Source organism: Sagittula sp. SSi028, assembly GCF_048553715.1.
Taxonomy (GTDB): domain Bacteria; phylum Pseudomonadota; class Alphaproteobacteria; order Rhodobacterales; family Rhodobacteraceae; genus Sagittula.
In genome coordinates this window covers 275,958-294,834 of record NZ_JBLZNC010000004.1, presented here as the reverse complement: position 1 = coordinate 294,834, position 18,877 = coordinate 275,958, and the positions used below count along the sequence as shown (strand labels likewise).

The 18,877-nt window shown below is 62.0% G+C and carries 17 protein-coding genes; 9 read left to right on the top strand and 8 right to left on the bottom strand.

Features of this window, described 5'->3' with window-relative positions:
- Positions 1-5: 5 nt before the first annotated feature.
- Positions 6-386: a hypothetical protein gene (locus tag ACN5AZ_RS10020; protein ID WP_419428733.1), complete on the bottom strand. Its 381-nt coding sequence runs from the start codon at positions 384-386 to the stop codon at positions 6-8.
- Positions 387-541: 155 nt separating this feature from the next.
- Between ACN5AZ_RS10020 and ACN5AZ_RS10015 the strand changes: the two genes are divergently transcribed.
- Complete coding sequence (locus tag ACN5AZ_RS10015) at positions 542-1,180, top strand: carbonic anhydrase (protein ID WP_419428732.1); 639 nt, start codon at positions 542-544, stop codon at positions 1,178-1,180.
- Between the two features lie 74 nt (positions 1,181-1,254).
- On the opposite strand, the gene ACN5AZ_RS10010 is transcribed toward ACN5AZ_RS10015, so the two are convergent.
- Complete coding sequence (locus ACN5AZ_RS10010; RefSeq protein ID WP_419428731.1) at positions 1,255-2,274, bottom strand: aspartate-semialdehyde dehydrogenase; 1,020 nt, start codon at positions 2,272-2,274, stop codon at positions 1,255-1,257.
- 273 nt (positions 2,275-2,547) lie between these two features.
- Here ACN5AZ_RS10010 and ACN5AZ_RS10005 point away from each other — a divergent pair, with 273 nt between their 5' ends.
- Complete coding sequence (locus ACN5AZ_RS10005) at positions 2,548-4,419, top strand: polysaccharide biosynthesis protein (RefSeq protein WP_419428730.1); 1,872 nt, start codon at positions 2,548-2,550, stop codon at positions 4,417-4,419.
- Here the strand turns inward: ACN5AZ_RS10005 and ACN5AZ_RS10000 are convergent.
- Positions 4,416-5,258, bottom strand: coding sequence for a TIGR00730 family Rossman fold protein (locus ACN5AZ_RS10000; RefSeq protein ID WP_419428729.1), 843 nt, complete (start codon positions 5,256-5,258; stop codon positions 4,416-4,418). The two genes, ACN5AZ_RS10005 and ACN5AZ_RS10000, sit on opposite strands and share 4 nt — an antisense overlap.
- Before the next feature lie 130 nt (positions 5,259-5,388).
- A complete protein-coding gene (locus tag ACN5AZ_RS09995) occupies positions 5,389-6,591 on the bottom strand; it encodes a multidrug effflux MFS transporter (RefSeq protein WP_419428728.1) in 1,203 nt (400 codons plus the stop codon).
- Between the two features lie 103 nt (positions 6,592-6,694).
- Here ACN5AZ_RS09995 and ACN5AZ_RS09990 point away from each other — a divergent pair, with 103 nt between their 5' ends.
- The 3 genes from ACN5AZ_RS09990 (at position 6,695) to ACN5AZ_RS09980 (ending at position 8,627) form a co-directional block, all read left to right on the top strand.
- The gene (locus tag ACN5AZ_RS09990; RefSeq protein WP_419428727.1) at positions 6,695-7,270 is read left to right on the top strand and encodes a TetR/AcrR family transcriptional regulator; all 576 of its coding nucleotides are present in this window, start codon (positions 6,695-6,697) and stop codon (positions 7,268-7,270) included.
- Between the two features lie 105 nt (positions 7,271-7,375).
- A complete protein-coding gene (gene dapD / locus ACN5AZ_RS09985) occupies positions 7,376-8,203 on the top strand; it encodes a 2,3,4,5-tetrahydropyridine-2,6-dicarboxylate N-succinyltransferase (RefSeq protein ID WP_419428726.1) in 828 nt (275 codons plus the stop codon).
- A gap of 100 nt (positions 8,204-8,303) precedes the next feature.
- Positions 8,304-8,627, top strand: a complete 324-nt coding sequence (locus ACN5AZ_RS09980) for a hypothetical protein (protein ID WP_419428725.1) — start codon at positions 8,304-8,306, stop codon at positions 8,625-8,627.
- 3 nt (positions 8,628-8,630) lie between these two features.
- Here ACN5AZ_RS09980 and ACN5AZ_RS09975 read toward each other — a convergent pair whose 3' ends face one another.
- Together ACN5AZ_RS09975 and ACN5AZ_RS09970 are read right to left on the bottom strand one after the other, a co-directional pair.
- Positions 8,631-9,704 (bottom strand): Hint domain-containing protein, encoded by a 1,074-nt coding sequence (locus ACN5AZ_RS09975; RefSeq protein WP_419428724.1) that lies wholly within the window; start codon positions 9,702-9,704, stop codon positions 8,631-8,633.
- Complete coding sequence (locus ACN5AZ_RS09970; RefSeq protein WP_419428723.1) at positions 9,701-11,233, bottom strand: Hint domain-containing protein; 1,533 nt, start codon at positions 11,231-11,233, stop codon at positions 9,701-9,703. The genes ACN5AZ_RS09975 and ACN5AZ_RS09970 overlap by 4 nt, the downstream gene beginning before the upstream one ends.
- 308 nt (positions 11,234-11,541) lie before the next feature.
- On the opposite strand from ACN5AZ_RS09970, the gene dapE reads away from it, so the two are divergent.
- The 4 genes from dapE (at position 11,542) to ACN5AZ_RS09950 (ending at position 16,914) form a co-directional block, all read left to right on the top strand.
- The gene (gene dapE, locus ACN5AZ_RS09965; protein WP_419428722.1) at positions 11,542-12,684 is read left to right on the top strand and encodes a succinyl-diaminopimelate desuccinylase; all 1,143 of its coding nucleotides are present in this window, start codon (positions 11,542-11,544) and stop codon (positions 12,682-12,684) included.
- Positions 12,681-13,103 (top strand): GNAT family N-acetyltransferase, encoded by a 423-nt coding sequence (locus ACN5AZ_RS09960; protein ID WP_419428721.1) that lies wholly within the window; start codon positions 12,681-12,683, stop codon positions 13,101-13,103. Before dapE ends, ACN5AZ_RS09960 begins: the two co-directional genes overlap by 4 nt.
- Positions 13,104-13,146: 43 nt before the next feature.
- A complete protein-coding gene (rnr, locus tag ACN5AZ_RS09955) occupies positions 13,147-15,447 on the top strand; it encodes a ribonuclease R (RefSeq protein ID WP_419428720.1) in 2,301 nt (766 codons plus the stop codon).
- Between the two features lie 105 nt (positions 15,448-15,552).
- Positions 15,553-16,914: a lytic murein transglycosylase gene (locus tag ACN5AZ_RS09950; protein ID WP_419428719.1), complete on the top strand. Its 1,362-nt coding sequence runs from the start codon at positions 15,553-15,555 to the stop codon at positions 16,912-16,914.
- A gap of 3 nt (positions 16,915-16,917) precedes the next feature.
- Here the strand turns inward: ACN5AZ_RS09950 and ACN5AZ_RS09945 are convergent, their stop codons facing one another.
- Both ACN5AZ_RS09945 and ACN5AZ_RS09940 read right to left on the bottom strand, forming a co-directional pair.
- A complete protein-coding gene (locus ACN5AZ_RS09945; protein ID WP_419428718.1) occupies positions 16,918-17,412 on the bottom strand; it encodes an RNA pyrophosphohydrolase in 495 nt (164 codons plus the stop codon).
- 126 nt (positions 17,413-17,538) lie between these two features.
- On the bottom strand, positions 17,539-18,876 hold the full coding sequence (locus tag ACN5AZ_RS09940; protein ID WP_419428717.1) for a S41 family peptidase: 1,338 nt from the start codon (positions 18,874-18,876) through the stop codon (positions 17,539-17,541).
- Position 18,877 lies beyond the last annotated feature (1 nt).

Below are 18,877 nucleotides of genomic sequence, written 5' to 3'. Positions count from 1 at the left end.
GCAGGCTACAGGGTGAACTCGTTGATATCCCAAAGCTGCGTCAATGACCGCTCACCCGTGCGGGCCAAACGCGCCAGCGTCGCGGCCTCGGCCACGATATCGCCCAGTTCAATGCAGTCGATCACATCATGGGCCACCTTGCTCAATGTCTCCAATCCGATTTGCTGCGCGATCGCCGCCAGCGACCGCAATGTTTTCTGCATGTCGCGGCGAGCTCCGGAAAGCGCCATATCCTGCACTTGGCAAAGCCGTTGGGCCAGCTCCTCCATAGCGCGGCAGATCACGTCTTCAGCGGCATTCGGACCCAGATCCGAATACAGCGTCTTGATCTGGGCCGTGTCCATATCCGGACACTCCACCGGCGACAGATACGTCACCTTTAACACATCTCACCCCATTCCTTGGCCCCCACAGCCAACGGTCAAAATGCATGTAGTCCCTTCCCAAAAGGTTATTACAAATCTCCGAAATCACTCGCATTCTAGGACAATTACGCGTAATTCCCTTTGCAACCCGCCGCTTGCGACAGACGGAGACTGCAATGCCATTTACCAAGCCGCTGCCAGCTTATCTTGTGACGCGCTACCACGGATGGAAGGCCACCACCCACGCGGAAAACCACGCATGGTACAGACGCCTTGCAGATGAGGGACAGCGCCCGCGCGCCATGGTCATCTCCTGCTGCGACTCGCGCGTGCATGTGACGTCCATTTTCGGCGCTGATCAGGGCGAGTTCTTCATCCACCGCAATATCGCCAATCTGGTGCCCCCCTATGAACCCGACGGCCAGCAGCACGGCACCTCGGCGGCAATCGAATACGCCGTGACCGCGTTGAAGGTCGCCCATGTCATCATTATCGGCCACTCCAGCTGTGGCGGCGTCAAAGGCTGCTACGACATGTGCGAAGGCCGTGCGCCCGAGCTGGAAGAGACGTCATCTTTTGTGGGGCGTTGGATGGACATCCTCAAACCCGGGTATGAGGCCGTCAAGGACGACCCCGACATGCCGCGTGCTTTGGAACACGAAGCGGTCCGTGTATCGCTGCGCAACCTGATGACCTTCCCCTTTGTGCGCGAGGCTGTCGAAGACGGTTCCCTGTCGCTGCACGGCCTATGGACCGACATCGGCGAAGGCACCCTGCTGAACATGGATTCCAAGGGCAGCTTTGTAGAAATCTGATCGGCGCGCAGGCGCAAACGAAAAGGCCCCCGCAATTCCTGCGAGGGCCTTTTTTATATCATCTGGAAAAAGGATCAGCCTTTTTTCAGAACCTCACGGCCAAGAACTTCGGCGATCTGAACCGCGTTCAGCGCCGCGCCTTTGCGCAGGTTGTCGGAGACGCACCACAGGTTCAGACCGTTTTCGACAGTGCTGTCCTGACGGATCCGGCTGATGAACGTGGCGAAATCGCCAACGCATTCCTTGGGCGTGACGTAGCCGCCGTCCTCACGCTTGTCGATCACCATGATGCCGGGCGCTTCGCGCAGGATGTCGCGCGCTTCGTCCTCGTCGAGGAAATCCTCGAATTCGACGTTGATCGCCTCGGAGTGGCCGACAAAGACCGGCACGCGCACACAGGTCGCGGTCAGCTTGATCGACGGGTCGATGATCTTTTTGGTCTCCGCGACCATCTTCCACTCTTCCTTGGTGGAGCCATCGTCGAGGAACACATCAATGTGCGGGATCACGTTGAAAGCGATGTCTTTGGGGTAGACCTTGCGCTGGTAATCATCGGTCGGATTGTAATGCGCCTTGGTCTGATCCCACAGCTCGTCAATGGCTTCTTTACCGGAGCCGGACACCGACTGGTAGGTGGACACGACAACGCGCTTGATCTTGGCGCGATCATGCAGCGGCTTCAGTGCCACAACCATCTGCGCGGTCGAACAGTTCGGGTTCGCGATGATGTTCTTTTTGATGTCGTGGATGGCTTCGGCGTTCACCTCTGGCACGATCAGCGGAACATCGGGATCGTAGCGGTACAGCGACGAGTTATCGATGACCACGCAGCCCGCCTTTGCCGCCTTCGGGGCAAATTCCTTGGTCGGGCCAGAGCCCACAGCGAACAGCGCGATATCCCATCCGGTGAAGTCGAATGTCTCGAGGTCCTGGGTTTTCAGTGTCTTGTCGCCAAAGCTGACCTCTGTGCCCAGCGAGCGGCGCGAAGCCAGCACGGCGATCTCGTCCACGGGGAAACCCCGTTCGGCGAGGATGTTCAGCATTTCGCGGCCCACATTGCCTGTGGCGCCTGCGACGACGATCCGGTAGCCCATTTGACCCTCCTATACAGGTATCGGCAGCGGACACGCCTTTGGCGGCCCGACTGGCGCGCTGCATATCCCAGCTATGCCCAAGAAAAAAGGGGCTGAATATAACGTATGCGTGGCGTGACGCGGAAAGGTCGGCGCATATTCGTGCATTTGCAGCAATTTTGGTGCGGATCGGCGGTTTTGGGGCGGGCTGGCTTAAAGCGGCCTTAACCGCTGATATGCGACGGATTTGTCCAAGGGCGCGAGACGGCGTGCCGGTATGGAAAAAGGCTGCATATGCTGTTCGCGCTGGTCACAGGGCTACGCCTTTGGCAAAAACACATGCTGTTCGCGGCGCTCGACGTGCTGGTGGTCTGGCTGTCGGTCGCGGTATCGCTCACATTATTCTGGCCGTTTATCCAATCGGACGTGCCCCCATCGCAGTTGGTATCGCTCTGCGTCGCACTGGGTGGCATTGCCGCCGGTCTGGGTTGGGCGATGGGTCTGACCCGGATTAAGCTGGAGGGATACGAGCTACGCGCCACGGCACGTACCGCATTATACGCGTTCTCGCTCGGTGGGGCGACGGTTCTTCTGTCTCCCTATCTCGACCTGCACGTGCCCTTGGGCGTGGTATTTACCATGGCGCTCTTGGTGCTGGTTATGTCAGCCGCATGGCGGGCGGCCCTGCGGCACATCACACGCCGCATTTACATGCGGGGCGGTGATACGACGCGTATTCTGATATACGGAGCGGGATCGACTGGCCAACAATTCGCGACGGCGCTGCGCCATCACGACAGCATCGACGCCATCGCGCTGATCGATGACAACCCTACCCTCCAGTCCCAGATCATTGCCGGTCTGCGGGTCTATGCGCCCTCCACTATTCCTCGCCTCGTTGCCGATAGGCATGTGGACCGGATTGTCTTGGCCATGCCATCACAGACGCCTGCCGATCTTATGCGGGTTCGGCATAGGCTGCGGGATGTCGGCTGCGAAATTCACCAACTGCCGTCGCTGGCTGCGCTGTTAGGCGACGGCAGCGAAGCCCGCCCCCCACAGGCCGCTACGATTGATCATCTATTGGGTCGTGGCCAGATAGCGCAGGACAGTCCCGGTTTGCGCAACGCCTATCAGGGGCGCACTGTTCTGGTCACAGGCGCGGGCGGGTCTATCGGGTCCGAATTGTGCCGACAGGTTGCCACCTTTGAACCTGCACATTTGATCCTGCTCGATCACTCGGAGCTCGCACTATACGGCGTTGATAAGGAACTGAGGCTACAGTTCCCGCAGCTGCCGATAACGCCGGTGCTTGGGTCCGTGCTCAATGAACAGCTCATCCACGACACCTTACACGCGCATCCTGTTGACGTGGTCCTGCACGCCGCAGCCTACAAACACCTCCCACTTGTGGAATCCAATCCGCTGACGGGTCTGAAAAACAATGTCCTTGGCACCAAGACGATGGCAGATGCGGCCCGTTCCTTCGGCGTGGATCGCTTCATTCTGGTGTCGAGCGATAAGGCCGTGCGCCCCACCAATGTCATGGGTGCTTCGAAACGCTTGGCTGAATTACTGGTGCAGGATCTTGCCAACCGTCAAACCGACACGCGGTTTTCAATGGTGCGCTTTGGCAATGTCCTTGGTTCCAGCGGGTCGGTGATCCCGTTGTTCGAGGAACAGATCGCACGGGGGGGCCCGATCACGCTGACAGATCCACAGGTCACACGCTATTTTATGACCATCCCGGAAGCTGCCCGCTTGGTCCTGATGGCAGGCAGCTTTGCCCGCGGCGGCGACGTTTTTGTCTTGGACATGGGGGAGCCCATGTCGATCAAAACGCTCGCCCAGCAAATGATCGAGGGCGCGGGCCTGACCGTCAGGGACGACACCCGCCCTGATGGCGATATCGAAATTCAGGTGACCGGCCTGCGACCGGGCGAAAAACTCCATGAAGAATTGCTGATTTCAGCAGATATGATGACCACACATCATCCAAAGATCTTCCGCGCCCAAGAGGCCTGTTTGACAGAATTCGAAACCGCGACAGCCCTGCGCGAGCTGCGTCAGGCCATTGACACGGGCGATGAAATCGCCGCCCGCGCCGTGATTGCCCGCTGGGTCGAGCATCCCACCCAGACCGATGAGGCCATGAACGCCTCTTAGCGACCCGGGATTTCGCCCCGACGCGGCTGAGGCTCCCAGTTGTCGATGATATCGATGGCCTCCTGCGCGCTGTCTACAAACTTGAACAAGTCCAGATCCTCGGCGCTGATGGTGCCCGCATCGGCCAAGGCATCCCAGTTGATGATCTTTTTCCAGAACGCGGTGCCGAACAGCAAGAATGGCACCGGACGCATCCGCCCGGTCTGGATCAGGGTCAGTGCCTCGAACAGCTCGTCCAATGTGCCAAAGCCGCCGGGGAACACCGTGATTGCCCGCGCGCGCATCAGGAAATGCATTTTACGGATCGCAAAATAATGGAAGTTGAACGCCAAATCGGGCGTCACATACAGGTTCGGCGCCTGTTCAAACGGCAGAACGATGTTCAAACCGATGGACACACCACCGGCCTCATCCGCGCCCTTGTTGCCGGCTTCCATCACACCGGGGCCGCCCCCGGTTGCCACGACCCAATCGCGGTTCCCTGTGGCGATGGATTTCTCTGTCATCAGCCGGGCGAAAATGCGGGCCTCTTCGTAGAAATGTGACAGATCGGCCAGCGTCTGTGTCCGCGCGCTGGCCTTATCTTCGGGCGCGGGAATACGCGCGCCCCCGAACAGCACAACGGTCGAGTCGATGTTGTGCTCGTCCATGAGCATCTCGTATTTCAACAGTTCCAGCTGCAGCCGCACGGGACGCAGCTCCTCTTTGGCGAGGAATTCCTCGTCGGCGAAAGCCAAACGATAGCTGGGCGACAGGGATTGCGGCGTCTCCGGCACCTGTTGGGCGGTGGCCACATCGGTGCTGGCATCACGCAGGGGGCTGCGGCGGTCCTCGGTCATCTGGGTCTCCTGAAGTTGCGCCTGCGCGCATTGTCTTTTGCCAAGACCTAAGGCTTTGACCACTGAGAGGCCAGCGGCAGAGCGCACTTCCATCGGGGAAAGCACGCCCTGCCGCGTCATTGCGGGGCAATCAGGCAAATGCCACGCGACGACGACCGACAAAATGCCACAGCGCCAGCGCGATCAGGGCGGGCACAAGGATACCCCGCGCCATGTTCATCGGGTCGCCGGACTGGCCCAGCGCCACCGCCGAGGACGATAAGAACGCGATGCCGAACTGCATGGCGCCCAGCAACGCCGAACCGACACCGCCTGCATGTTTCGCAGCCCCCATCGTGATCGCCATAAGGTTCGCGGTCAGCAATCCGACAAATGCCATCGTTCCCCACAGTGGCACCACGTACAGCCACAAGATGTCCAAGGTCGAAGCCGCGACCAGCAAGGCCGCAAACCCCGCAAAAACAGGCAAGGCGACATTCACGATCTCGCGGGTGTCGAACCGATCCAGCAGGCGCGCATTCAACGGCCCCGACAAGGCCAAGGCCCCCGCGATCAAGGCAAACAGCAATCCATATTGCAGATTAGAGACGCCAAAGCCCGTTTTGAACACACCCGCCGACCCTGTGATAAAGGCGAACATCGACGATTGCACCAACGCGGCGGTCAGCGCCGGAAACGTGAACTCAGGGCGCACAAGCAGGCTTTTCATCATCGGCAAGGCGCGGCGCATCGGTTGCTGCACCCTCGCCTCTTGCGGCAGGGTTTCGGGCAGGATGATCTGTGCCAGAACAAAGGCCAAAACGCCCACTCCCAGCATCACGACAAAAATCGACTGCCAGCCAAAGGCCGCAAGCAGCACAGCGCCAGCAGACGGCGCGATGATGGGCCCCAGAGTCATCAGCATGACCAGCACCGTCAGCCGTTTAGCAGCCTCGCGACCGGACCACAGGTCATTCACCATGGCACGCCCAACCAGCATCCCCGTACAGGCCCCCACCGCTTGCAAGAAGCGTAGACCGATGAAAACAGTGGCATCCCGGGTCATCAACAGCGCGGCCGAGGTCACGCAAAACAGCGCGATCCCGAACATCAGCGGGCGTTTGCGCCCGTAGCCGTCCAGCAGCGGGCCGATGATGAACTGCCCAACGCCCAGCCCCAGAAAGAACAGCGACAGCGACAGCTCGATCGACGAATGGCTGGTGTCGAGCGCCACGGCGATATCGCTCATCGCGGACAGATACATATCCGTCGCGAGCGGAGGAAAGATGGACAACAAGGCGAGAACCCCCGTCATCGCCCAAACGGCGCGCGGGGTCATTGGCTGAGTGGTCATGGGACGTGATCCGATTCGAGGGCAATAATAGACTGCAGTCTAATTAATAGACTGCAGTCTAAATTCAATCCATAAAGGCGCAACAAAGCTGACAAGGACGTGAATGGAACAGATACGCAAAGCCGGTCGCCCGCTGGACCGCGACGCCGCCGAACGGCTGAAAAAGGCCGCGCTGCGACTGGTGCGCGAAAAGGGATACGCCAAGGTCAGCGTCGCAGAGATCATCGCCGCGGCACAGGTGTCGCGACAGACGATGTACAACCGCTGGGCGGGCAAGTCCGCGCTGATCATGGAGGCCTTCTATGACATGGCGCGCGACGAGGTCCCCATGCCGGATCACATCGACAACTACGAAACCGCGCTTGCCGACTTTTTGTCCGCGATTTTCGCGCATCTCGCCCGCGATGGCGAGGTGCTGCGCCATATGATTGCCGCCGCGCAGACCGATCCGGGGTTCCGCGATGCCTTTTGGCAAAGTTTTGTTGCCCCGCGCGAGGTGCTGGTCACCGATCTTTTGCGTCGGGCGCAGAACGCAGGCGCGCTTGCCCCGCAGCGTGATGTGCAGACCCTGACAGATTTCATCCACGGTGCCTTTTGGTACCGGTTGCTGAACGGACAACCCTTGCAGCCCGAGCAGGCCCGCGCCATCGCGGCAGAGATATTTGCCGCACCCTCCTGACGGCAATCGCATTCGTTTAACGCAGCCATAGCCTAAGACGAATGGACGCCCGCGCCTGCGGCGGCTATAGCGGCAGCGACAAAATTGCCCGAGGGGAGAGACGCCATGTCCAATGCACAGCTCGAGACCGCCATCGAAGCCGCCTGGGAGGCGCGCGACACCATCACGCCCGCCACCACCGGCGAGCAGCGCGACGCCATCGAAGACACGCTCAACGCGCTGGACAGCGGCAAGCTGCGCGTCGCGGAAAAGCAAGCAGACGGCAGCTGGCACGTCAACCAGTGGGCCAAGAAGGCCGTGCTGCTAGGCTTCCGCATCAAGGACATGGAAGAGCAGTCCGGTGGCCCGCAGGGCTCCGGCTGGTGGGACAAGGTCGACAGCAAGTTCAAGGGCTGGGGCGACAACCAGTGGCGCGCCGCAGGCTTTCGCGCGGTGCCCAACGCCATCGTGCGCAAATCCGCCTACATCGCGCCCGGCGTGGTGCTGATGCCGTCGTTCACCAACCTTGGCGCCTATGTTGACGAAGGCACCATGGTCGACACATGGGCCACTGTCGGCTCCTGCGCGCAGATCGGCAAGAACGTGCACCTGTCCGGCGGCGTCGGCATCGGCGGCGTTCTGGAACCCATGCAGGCCGGCCCGACCATCATCGAAGACAACTGCTTTATCGGCGCGCGCTCCGAGGTGGTCGAGGGCTGCATCATCCGCGAGGGCTCGGTCCTTGGCATGGGTGTCTACATCGGCCAGTCGACCAAGATCGTCGACCGCGAAACCGGTGAAGTCATGTACGGCGAAGTGCCGCCCTACTCGGTGGTCGTCTCCGGCTCGATGCCCTCGAAAAACGGCATCAACCTGTACTGCGCGGTGATCGTAAAGCGCGTGGACGAGAAAACCCGCTCCAAGACCGGGATCAACGAATTGCTGCGCGACTGATCGCGCCTCAGGGAAAACAGCGGGGGCGGTCTGCGGGCCGCCCCTGTTTCGTATCGGGGCGCGGGTTGACAACGGGCCCTCTGCGGCACAAAGGCGAGACATGGAAAAGAAGACACGCATCCAACAAGTCTACACCCTGCTGGTCGAGGTCGGCCGCAAGGCGGGCGACGGGCTGCCGAAGAAAGCCACCGGTGCGGCGCTGATGTGCTACGCCTCCGGCGTCGACGAGGCCGAAGCGGTGCGTGAAACCGTGGCCATTCTCAAGCAGGCCGATATGGCCCCGCTGGATGTCACCGGCTACGGCACCCGCGAAGAACGCGTGGCGCAGGGTCATGACATCGAAGACGACGAAGCCGAGCTGATGGACCGCGCGCTGGCGGAAAACGCCGTGATCGTGGCGCAGGTCAATCCGTTCTTTGACTAAGGTCTAGGCGGCGCGCGCTTCGGCCAATGTGGTCGCCTCAAAAGCGCGCAAGACCTTGAGCCCTGCGCGGGCGTGTTCGGGGATCAGGTTGCCGGGCACCTCGTCCAGAACACTGTGCCGGATCCTGTCGCGACGGCGCCGCAGCCTGCCGACGTAAAGGCTTTCCAGCTCAGCCTCGGCTGAAATGATCGGCTCGTGACCCGGCAGCACCAATTGATGATAACGGATCATCTGCACCCCTTCTTCGTGGACCGCAGCAAAGCCATTCACCAAGGCAGAGGCCGGGATCAGCACGGCTTCGCGTCCGAAAATATATTCCACCTCGGACCCGCCAATCACCAGCCGCTGATAGGGGGCCACCACCAGATCGCGGCGCAGGCCAAAATAGGGCGCGCGCAGGCGCACGGGGCGGAAACTGCCAAGCGCAGGCACCTGACGGGACACCCGTGCCAGCACGGGCACCGCGCCCCGATCACGGGTCCGCACCGTATCACCACAGCGCAGTGATGCCACGGGCCGGTAGCCCTCGGGCGTCAGCACCGGCACCTGTCCAACAAGCGATGGCATCGGCCCAACAGGCTCGATCCGGTCCGAGACAGCAAAGAACAGGACATCCTCGTCCTTTTCGACCAACTGCGGGCGGCGCACCAATGTGTAAACGTCTTCCAGCAAAAAGGGCGGCGGCGGGGGCGTGTCCTGCACAACAACCGCATCCGATTCGGGGCGCTCTGCGGTGATCCGACCCCAGCGTGCCTCGCTGTCCCACGAAAAGGTCACGCGCAGCACATCCGTACGCTCGTCGTAGGAATGTTCCAGCACGGTGTGGAACACCTCCTCGCCCTGCGTCAGCACCAAAACGATGCCACCGCCGGGCACCGCCCGCACGGACACGGACCCCTTCCACGGGTAGTTGCGCTGATAGGACAAAAGCGTTTGTGGCCGCCCCTCGGGGGACAGCCGCGTTTCGATCACGATAGAGCCACGCGGCATCAGCACATCCCGGCTGGCCGCCGTTTTGCCGAAACGGTCAGGGCTGACCCATGCGATATCCTGCCCTGAAATGGCGATCCAGCTCACGCAGCACACTCTTTGATGGCAGCGGCCTCATAGGCCTTGAGGATCCGACGCGCCGGGGGACCGTATCCCTCGCCGGTTTCCACGTTGAGTTCGGGAAAGATCTCGCAGATCTCGTCCAGCGTTTCCTGTTCAAAGATATTCGCCACTTCACCGCCGGGCAGAAAGCTCTCAGACAGCAGCCCGTTGGCACGGATGATTTCGTGCTGGTCGAACAGAATATGCACATACTCGACCTCGCGCCCCTCGACGCGGCGGATCGAGCCATCGTTGATCAGGTGTTTCGCGGCGGCCAGAACCTCGGGTTCTTCAAACATCAGATGCGCCAGCATGTCCTGCACCAGAACACGGTGCTGCGGCGACACCATGACAGTGTCATGATCGCCCAGCGCCCCGGCGGCAATGCGAATCGGCGCAAGGCTGCCCTTGGCCGCGACCACACGGCGCCCCGCCCAGCGCACCGGCTGCGGGCCATTGTCGCGCGTCATCACCAAATCGCCGGCCTCCAGCAGATGCACGGGCCGCGCCCCGTCCGGCGTCTCGATCATGGTGCCCGCGACGAAACAGGGCACCTGATTGACGGTGATAAACCCCGTGTCCGTGTTCCCGTTTCCATTGCTGATGGTGTAGGTGAAATTCACCGACTCCTCGTCGCCATCGGCCAGAACCGTCAGCGTGCCATCGGCGTTCACCTGCACCTGTTGGCCGGTGCTCAGCGTCACCACGCTGCCCGAGGTCACCGCCTGCCCATTCACATGGGTGATCGTCAGCGTGCCGCCCGTGGCGTCATAATCATTGTCGAGCACGTCAATCGTGGTCTGACCACCGACAAAGACATCGGCGGTATCATGGCCTGCCACCAGAACGGTCTGCACGGAATCCGCTGCGATCAACAGGTTGGAATCGTAATTGGCGTCGCTGACGTCCGCGATGCCGAAACGGATGTTGTTTTCCTCGCCTGCGACGACAGGGAAGCTCAGCGTCATGGTGACGGTAAAGCCATCCATCTCTGTGTTGTATTGGTCGGCGGTGTTGTCGACGTAGAGGTTCTCGTTCGAGCCGTTGTTCAGGTTGCGCGGATCAACGTCGCCGTCGCCCACAGTCAGTTCGACCTGCACCCCGTTCACCCAGACGCCGACGAAATCCTGATACAGGCTGTCTTGGAATTCGGGGTATTCTTCGGACAGAAAGACGAATTGCATCGTCATCTGATCCCCGTCCGGGATGAACGTCACATCCAGTGCTGCGATGTCATAGGTGCGCGCACCGGCGGCGTCGTTAAAGCTGTCGACGTTATCGTAGCCACGGTTGTTTGTACCGGTGTTGGTGGATTGGTTCGAGTTATTGCTGTTCGCATTGGTGCGGTTGGTGATGTCTGCGGCCCGCCCCGTAGACAGGATCACCCCCTCGTCCGAGGGTGCCACACCGGCCATTGTATCCAAACCGTCGGAATAGATTCCCGATGCGCGATTGTCGCCGTAATACGTCGCGGACACCACTTCGACACCATCGCCAAAGATGGACTGGGCCATCTGTAATCCGGACGCATTGGTATTGAGTGGCAACTCTCTGGGAGCAACCATAGCCTGCCTCGATCCTCATGCATCGACCGGCTGTCCCATGCGCGCCCCGGTTGGCCGGGATCATCATCAAAGACACTGCTCGCCTGTCGAAGCGTTATTATGCTTCTTTTGAACCAGCTTACCGTGCCATTTTGCGATAGGTTAACCTATCCTTTCGGGTAATCGCCCCTTTTGACACACCCGCGATGCAAACAGGCCACATTTGCCAAGGCCGCTCTGCCGCGATAGCGAAGGGCAAACCATCAGGAGCGCCCGCCATGACCATCGACCCCGTTGACCTGACCGCCCGCCTTGTGCGCTGCCCCTCTGTCACCCCCGAAGAAGGCGGCGCGCTGGTGCTGCTCGAAGACATGCTGACACAGGCGGGGTTCGACTGCACACGGGTGGACCGCAACGGCACGTCGAACCTTTTTGCCCGCTGGGGGCAGAAGGGCCACGTCAGGACCTTCGGCTTTAACGGGCATACGGATGTGGTGCCGATCGGCAACCGCGATGACTGGGAACACGACCCCTTCGGCGCCCAGATCGTGGACGGTATGATGTACGGGCGCGGCACCACGGATATGAAATCCGGCGTGGCGGCCTTTGCCGCGGCTGCGGTGGATTTTGTCACCCAGACCCCACCGGACGGCGCCGTGATCCTTGCGATCACCGGGGACGAGGAAGGCGATGCCACCGACGGCACCACCGCGCTGCTGGACTGGATGTCCCATGAACAGGAACGCATGGCCGTCTGCCTTGTGGGAGAGCCGACCTCCCCCGACCATATGGGCCAGATGATGAAGATCGGGCGGCGCGGGTCCTTGTCCGCGTGGTTCACGGTGACCGGCAAACAGGGGCATTCCGCCTATCCGCACCGCGCGCTGAACCCCCTGCCCGCCATGGCGCGGCTGATGGACCGGCTGTCGTCGCATACGCTGGACGCAGGCACCGAGCATTTCGATCCTTCGACGCTGGCCGTGGTCAACATCGATACAGGCAATGCCGCCACCAATGTGATCCCCGCCCAGACCCGCGCCTGTGTGAATATCCGCTTCAACGATCTGCACAGCGGCAACACCCTGTCCGACTGGCTGCGCACGCAGGCCGCTCAGGTGGATCAGTCGTTTGGCACGCAAACCGAGGTGGAGATCAAAGTTTCGGGCGAGAGCTTTCTGACCCCGCCGGGAGAGTTGTCCGACATGATCGGGCGCGCAGTGGAGGCGGAAACCGGCATCCGGCCGGAACTGTCGACCACTGGCGGCACCTCGGATGCGCGCTTTGTCAAGGATCACTGCCCCGTGGTGGAATTCGGCCTTGTGGGCAAGACGATGCATGCGGTGGACGAACGCGTCAGCGTCGAACAGATCGGCCAGCTCAAGGGCATTTACAGCCGCATCCTGCGCGATTATTTCGCATGACCCCGCAGGTCGAGATCACCAAAGACCTGACCGGCCCGCACCATATCCGGCGGGCCGTGTTCATTGACGAACAGGGCTTTACCGAGGCCGAGGAATGGGACGACCTCGACCACGACGCGGTGCAGCTTTTGATCCGTGACGGAGCGACGCCTGTCGCCTCTGCCCGATTGCTGCGCGATGGCAACACCGGCAAGATCGGCCGCATCTGTGTGCTGCGCCCCTATCGCGGGCGCGGACTGGGGGCGCGGCTGGTGACCTTTGGCATTGATCATTTCCGCGCCACGCCCGGCGTCGACAGCGTGTATCTGAGCGCGCAAACACATGCGCTGCCATTCTACGAGGCCTTGGGCTTTGCCCCATATGGCGACAGCTATCTGGACGGCAGCGTGCCACATCGGGACATGTCGCTGACACTGTAGATTGGGCCATGACGTTGTCATGGTAGCGTGCTACGTCAGGGGCATGAGCACATTGCCGACCAAGCAGGATATCCTCGACTGGATCTCCGACAACCCGACCCTCACCGCGAAGCGCGACATCGCCAAGGCCTTTGGTATCAAGGGGGCGGCGCGCATCGACCTGAAGCGTATCCTCAAGGAACTCGAAGCCGAGGGCCATCTGGAGAAGCGCAAGAAGACCTACCGCGATCCCGACCGGCTGCCGCCGGTGTCGGTGCTGCAGGTGCGCGCACCGGACAGCAATGGCGATCTGTTCGCCCGCCCGCTGGAATGGCACGGCGAGGGCGTGGAGCCGGTGGTGTTGCTGGTGCTCAAGGCATCGGACCCCGCACTGGCCGAAGGCGACCGCATCCTTGCACGGCTTCAGGCTGTGCAGGAGGAGGATCACAACTACGAGGCGCGCCTGATCCGGCGCATCGGCCTGTCGCCGCGCCGCGTGGTCGGCATTTTCCGTCAAAGCGCCGAAGGGGGCCGCATCCTGCCCATCGACAAAGGATCGGACAAGGAATGGATCGTCGGACCCGACGCCGCCGGTGGCGCGCAAGATGGCGAATTGGTCGAGGCAGAGCAGGCCGGTCCCAAGGGCCGCATGGGCCTGCCCCGTGCGCGCATCGTTGAACGGCTGGGTGATCCCACGGCACCGCGCGCAGTGTCCCTGATCGCCATTCACCAACACGGCATCCCCGATTCCTTTCCGCAGGACGTTCTGGCCGAGGCGGATTCGAAAAAGCCCGCCGGTCTGTCAGGCCGCGAGGACCTGCGCGAATTGCCTTTGGTCACCATCGACCCCAGCGACGCGCGCGATCATGACGACGCGGTTTTTGCTGCAGCCGACGATGATCCCAAGAACGCGGGCGGCCATGTCCTGTGGGTCGCCATCGCGGACGTCGCCCATTACGTGACACCGGGATCGGCACTGGACCGCGAGGCCCGCAAACGCGGCAACTCGTCGTATTTCCCCGACCGCGTGGTGCCCATGCTGCCGGACCGCCTGTCCGGCGATCTATGCTCCCTGCACGAGGGGGTGCCCCGCGCCTGTATCGCCGTGCGCATGCAGATCGACGCCGAGGGCAACAAGATCGGGCAGCGGTTTGTGCGTGGCCTGATGCGCTCGCCTGCTTCGCTGACCTACCAAGAGGTGCAGGCCGCCATGGATGGCGACCCCAGCGACCGCTGCGCCGAGATGATGCAAGAGGTGATCCGCCCGCTGTACGCCGCCTATGCCGCGCTGCGTTCGGCCCGCGAACGCCGCCAGCCGCTGGATCTGGACCTGCCGGAACGCAAGATCGTCCTGTCTGACGAGGGCAAGGTCACCTCCGTCGATTTTGCCGACCGTCTGGACGCGCACAAGCTGATCGAGGAATTCATGGTGCTGGCCAATGTGGCCGCCGCCGAAACCCTGATCCAGAAGAAAACCCCGCTGCTGTTCCGCGTCCATGAGGAACCGCCCGAGGACAAGATGGAGGCCCTGCGCGAAACCGCAGGTGCCGCCGGTCTGACACTGGCCAAAGGTCAAGTGCTGCAGACCCGTCATCTCAACAAGCTGTTGCACGCGGCGTCGGGCACGGACGAGGCGGAGCTGATCAATCTGGCCACGCTGCGGTCCATGACGCAGGCCTATTATGCGCCCAAGAACTTTGGCCACTTCGGCCTTGCCTTGCGGGACTACGCGCATTTCACCTCGCCCATTCGACGCTATGCGGACCTGATTGTGCACCGCGCGCTGATCACGGCCCATGGCTGGGGCAAAGACGGGCTGACCCCGGAGGAGATCGAACGGCTCGAAGACACCGGCAACCATATCTCGGACACCGAACGCCGGTCGATGATGGCCGAACGTGACACCACAGACCGGTATCTGGCGGCCTTCCTGTCCGACCGGATCGGCGCAGAATTTGCTGGCAGCGTGTCGGGCATCGCCAAATTCGGCCTGTTCGTGAAGCTTGACGAGACAGGGGCCGACGGTCTTGTCCCGATCTCGACTCTCGGGAACGAGTATTTCGATTTTGATCGGGAAAACGGCACGTTGATGGGCTCGCAAAGCGGGCGGATCATCAGCATCGGCATGCGCGCACGGGTCAAACTGACAGAGGCCGCACCGGTCACCGGAGGCATCGCCTTTGAGCTGCTGGAGCTGAACGGCGAGGCCTTTGAAAGTCGTGGTGGCGGACGAGGACGCGGCGGTTTCCGACGCGGATCGGGCCGCAGCAAAGGCGGCCCCTCGCCCAAGCGCAAGGTCGTCAAAGCCAAGGCAAAAGACACCAAGACCAAGCGCAAGGTCACCCGCCAGCGCCGTCAGAAATAACGCCGGCCTGCGCGAGCACATGCCAATGTGAACGATCCCCCCTCCCCAAGGGAGGGGAAATTGGTTAAACTGCCCTTAATAAAAAAGAGCAGTAGAGACATCGTCATGAATCGGCAGTTCAGCCTTGGGCTGGGGCTTTTGCTCCTTGGCCCTGCGGCGGTCTATGCGAATCCCGTCGCCGAATCCCTGCGCCCGCGCGCCCGCGCGGCGCTGCCCGTAGCCCAGATCGAAGAGGTCGTCAGCCGCGCCGCGCCGTTTGATGCGGTGCAGGTGGCGCCCGCGCGCTCCCTGCGGCCCTTCCTGCGCCCCACCGCGCTGAGCCGCGTGCAACCCGCCCCCACAAGCACCGCCAGCCATCAGGGGTTTGAACGCTGGAAGACCGGCTTTCGCCCGCGCGCCCTGGCGCAGGGGATCTCGCCCCGGACGTTTGACCGCGCCTTTGCCAATGTGCGCTTTGACCCCGATATCGTGGCCAAGGACCAGAAGCAGGCCGAGTTCGCCAAAGGCATCTGGAGCTATCTCGACAGCGCCGTGTCCGATACGCGGGTGGACAATGGCCGTGCCGCGCTGCGCAAACATGCGGCCTTGTTGGACCGGATCGAGGCGCATTACGGCGTCGACAAGGAAATCGTACTGGCGGTCTGGGGGATGGAAACCAACTACGGCAGCTTTCGCGGCACCGAGAATGTGGTCGAAGCGATGGCCAGTCTGGCCTATGACGGGCGGCGGGCCAGCTTCTTTGAAAAACAGCTTATCGCCACCTTGCAGATCCTCGAGGCGGGCGACACCACCCCCGACAACATGAAGGGGTCCTGGGCCGGGGCGATGGGGCACACCCAGTTCATGCCAACATCTTTCCAAAGCCTTGCGGTAGATTTCACCGGCGATGGCAGACGCGACATCTGGGGCGACGATCCCTCCGATGCTCTGGCCTCAACCGCGAATTATCTGGCCAAGAACGGCTGGATCAAGGGCATGCCCTGGGGCGTCGAAGTCCGCCTGCCCCGGGATTTCAACTACGCCAACCTCGGGATCGCGCGGATGCCGTCGGAATGGGCGCGGCTGGGGGTGCGTGGCATGGACGGCCAGCCAGTGCGTGACCACGGCTCTGCGGAGATCCTGCTGCCTGCGGGGCACAAGGGCGCGGCCTTTCTGGTGTTCAAGAACTTCCGCGTGATCAAGCGCTACAATGCCGCCGATGCCTACGCCATGGGCGTGGGCCATCTGGCCGACCGCATCAAAGGCGCCGCCCCCTTCAAGGGCGACTGGCCACGCGAGGATCGCCCGCTGACCAGCACGGAACGCAAAGAGCTGCAAACGCGGCTGACACGCGCGGGCTTTGCCACAGGCGGCGTGGACGGGCGTATCGGCCCCAACACCACCTCTGCCATTCAAAGCTACCAGAAACGCAGCGGGTTGGTGCCCGACGGCTACCCGTCGATGACCCTGCTGGCGCGGCTGCGCTAAAGCTTACAGGTGGTCGCGGAAGGCTGCGATCACCTGTTCGTAAACGCTGCGCTTGAACGGGACGATATGGGCGATCACGTCGTCCGCCGCCGACCAGCGCCATTCGGAAAATTCCTGATGGGCATCGGCATCCAGCCGGATGTCGCTGTCCTGCCCGTGAAAGCGCATCAGGAACCATTTCTGTTCCTGGCCCTTGTACCGCCCCTTCCAGATGCGCGGCACCAGATCATGCGGCAGGTCATAGGCGATCCAGCCGTCGGTTTCCGCCTCGATCGTGACCAGATCCGCGGTGACGCCGGTTTCCTCTGTCAACTCGCGCAAGGCCGCCGTGCGGGGGTCTTCGCCCTTGTCGATGCCACCCTGCGGCATCTGCCATGCGGGCGGTTCATGCGGCTGGCGGTCCGTGCGCTGCCCGACAAAGGCCTCTCCGGCGGCATTGACCAACATGACACCGACATTGCGGCGATAGGGCAGTTTGGCGATGTCTTCGGGTGTCATGTCTTGTCCTTCGTCGTCTGCGGTCCCGTCGAGCATCTATCACGACAGCCCGTTTGAACCATACCCTTACAGCAAAACGGGCGAGGTATGCCCCCGCCCGTTCCAAGATTTCCGTCATTCGGTCGATCAGTCGTTCGGACCCAAGGCCGACAGACCTTTGAGGATGTCGATGGCATAGGCCAACTGGTAATCCTCTTCGCGCAGCGCGGCGGCGGCTTCGGCCTTGGCGCGGTCTGCTTCGATCTGTTCGATCTCTTCCTCGGTCAGCGAATCATTGTCGAGCGAGCCGCGCAAATCTGCCTCGGTCCGCGAGAAGATGTTGGTTTCTTCCTCGTCCTCCTCGGCCTCCGGATCACGGCGCGGCTGTTCCACCACGATGTCAGGAGACACGCCCAAGGCCTGAATGGACCGGCCCGACGGGGTGTAATACCGCGCCGTGGTCAGGCGCATCGCGCCCTCGCCCCGCAGGGGCATGACCGTCTGAACTGACCCTTTACCAAAGGATTTCGTGCCGACCACGATGGCGCGGCGGTGGTCCTGCAAGGCGCCTGCAACGATTTCCGATGCCGACGCGGAGCCGCCGTTGATCAGAACCACGATGGGCTTACCTTCGGCCAGATCGCCGGGGACAGCATTGTAGCGGTCCCCATCTGCCGGATCACGGCCACGGGTCGAGACAATTTCACCAGCGTCAAGGAAGGCGTCAGAGACGCGGATTGCCTGTGTCAGAAGACCGCCCGGGTTGTTGCGCAGGTCCAGAACAAAGCCGTTCACATTGTCCATGCCGCCTGCGGCCTCGACCTGTTCGGCCAGCCCGTCGGCAAGGTTCGGATAGGTCTGGTCGTTGAACGTGGTCACACGCAGCACGACGGTTTCCCCCTCGGTGCGCGAGCGCACGGCGGTCAGTTTGATGGTGTCACGCACGATCTCGACGTCAAAGGGTTCTTCCTCGCCCTCGCGGACGACGGTGATCAGGATCTCGGACCCGACCGGGCCGCGCATCATCTCGACCGCTTCGTTCAGCGTCAGCCCCAGAACGGATTCCCCATCCACATGGGTGATGAAATCGCCCGCCTCGATGCCGGCCTCCATCGCGGGGGTGTCGTCGATAGGCGAGACCACTTTGACGAAACCGTCCTCTTGCGTGACCTCGATGCCAAGACCGCCGAATTCGCCACGGGTCTGGACGCGCATGTCCTCGGCATCGTCGGGCGGCAGGTAGCTCGAATGCGGGTCCAACGACGTCAGCATGCCGTTGATTGCCGCCTCGATCAGGTCGCGTTCGTCCACTTCTTCGACGTATTGGGCGCGGATGCGCTCAAAGATGTCGCCGAACAGGTCGAGCTGCTCGTAGACCGTCAGGCTGCGGGTGTCCTCTTGCGCCAGCAGCGGGCCGACGAATTGCGTCGTCGCCACCACCGAAGCCAAGGTGCCCGCGAGGGCGGCCATCACGAATTTCTTCATA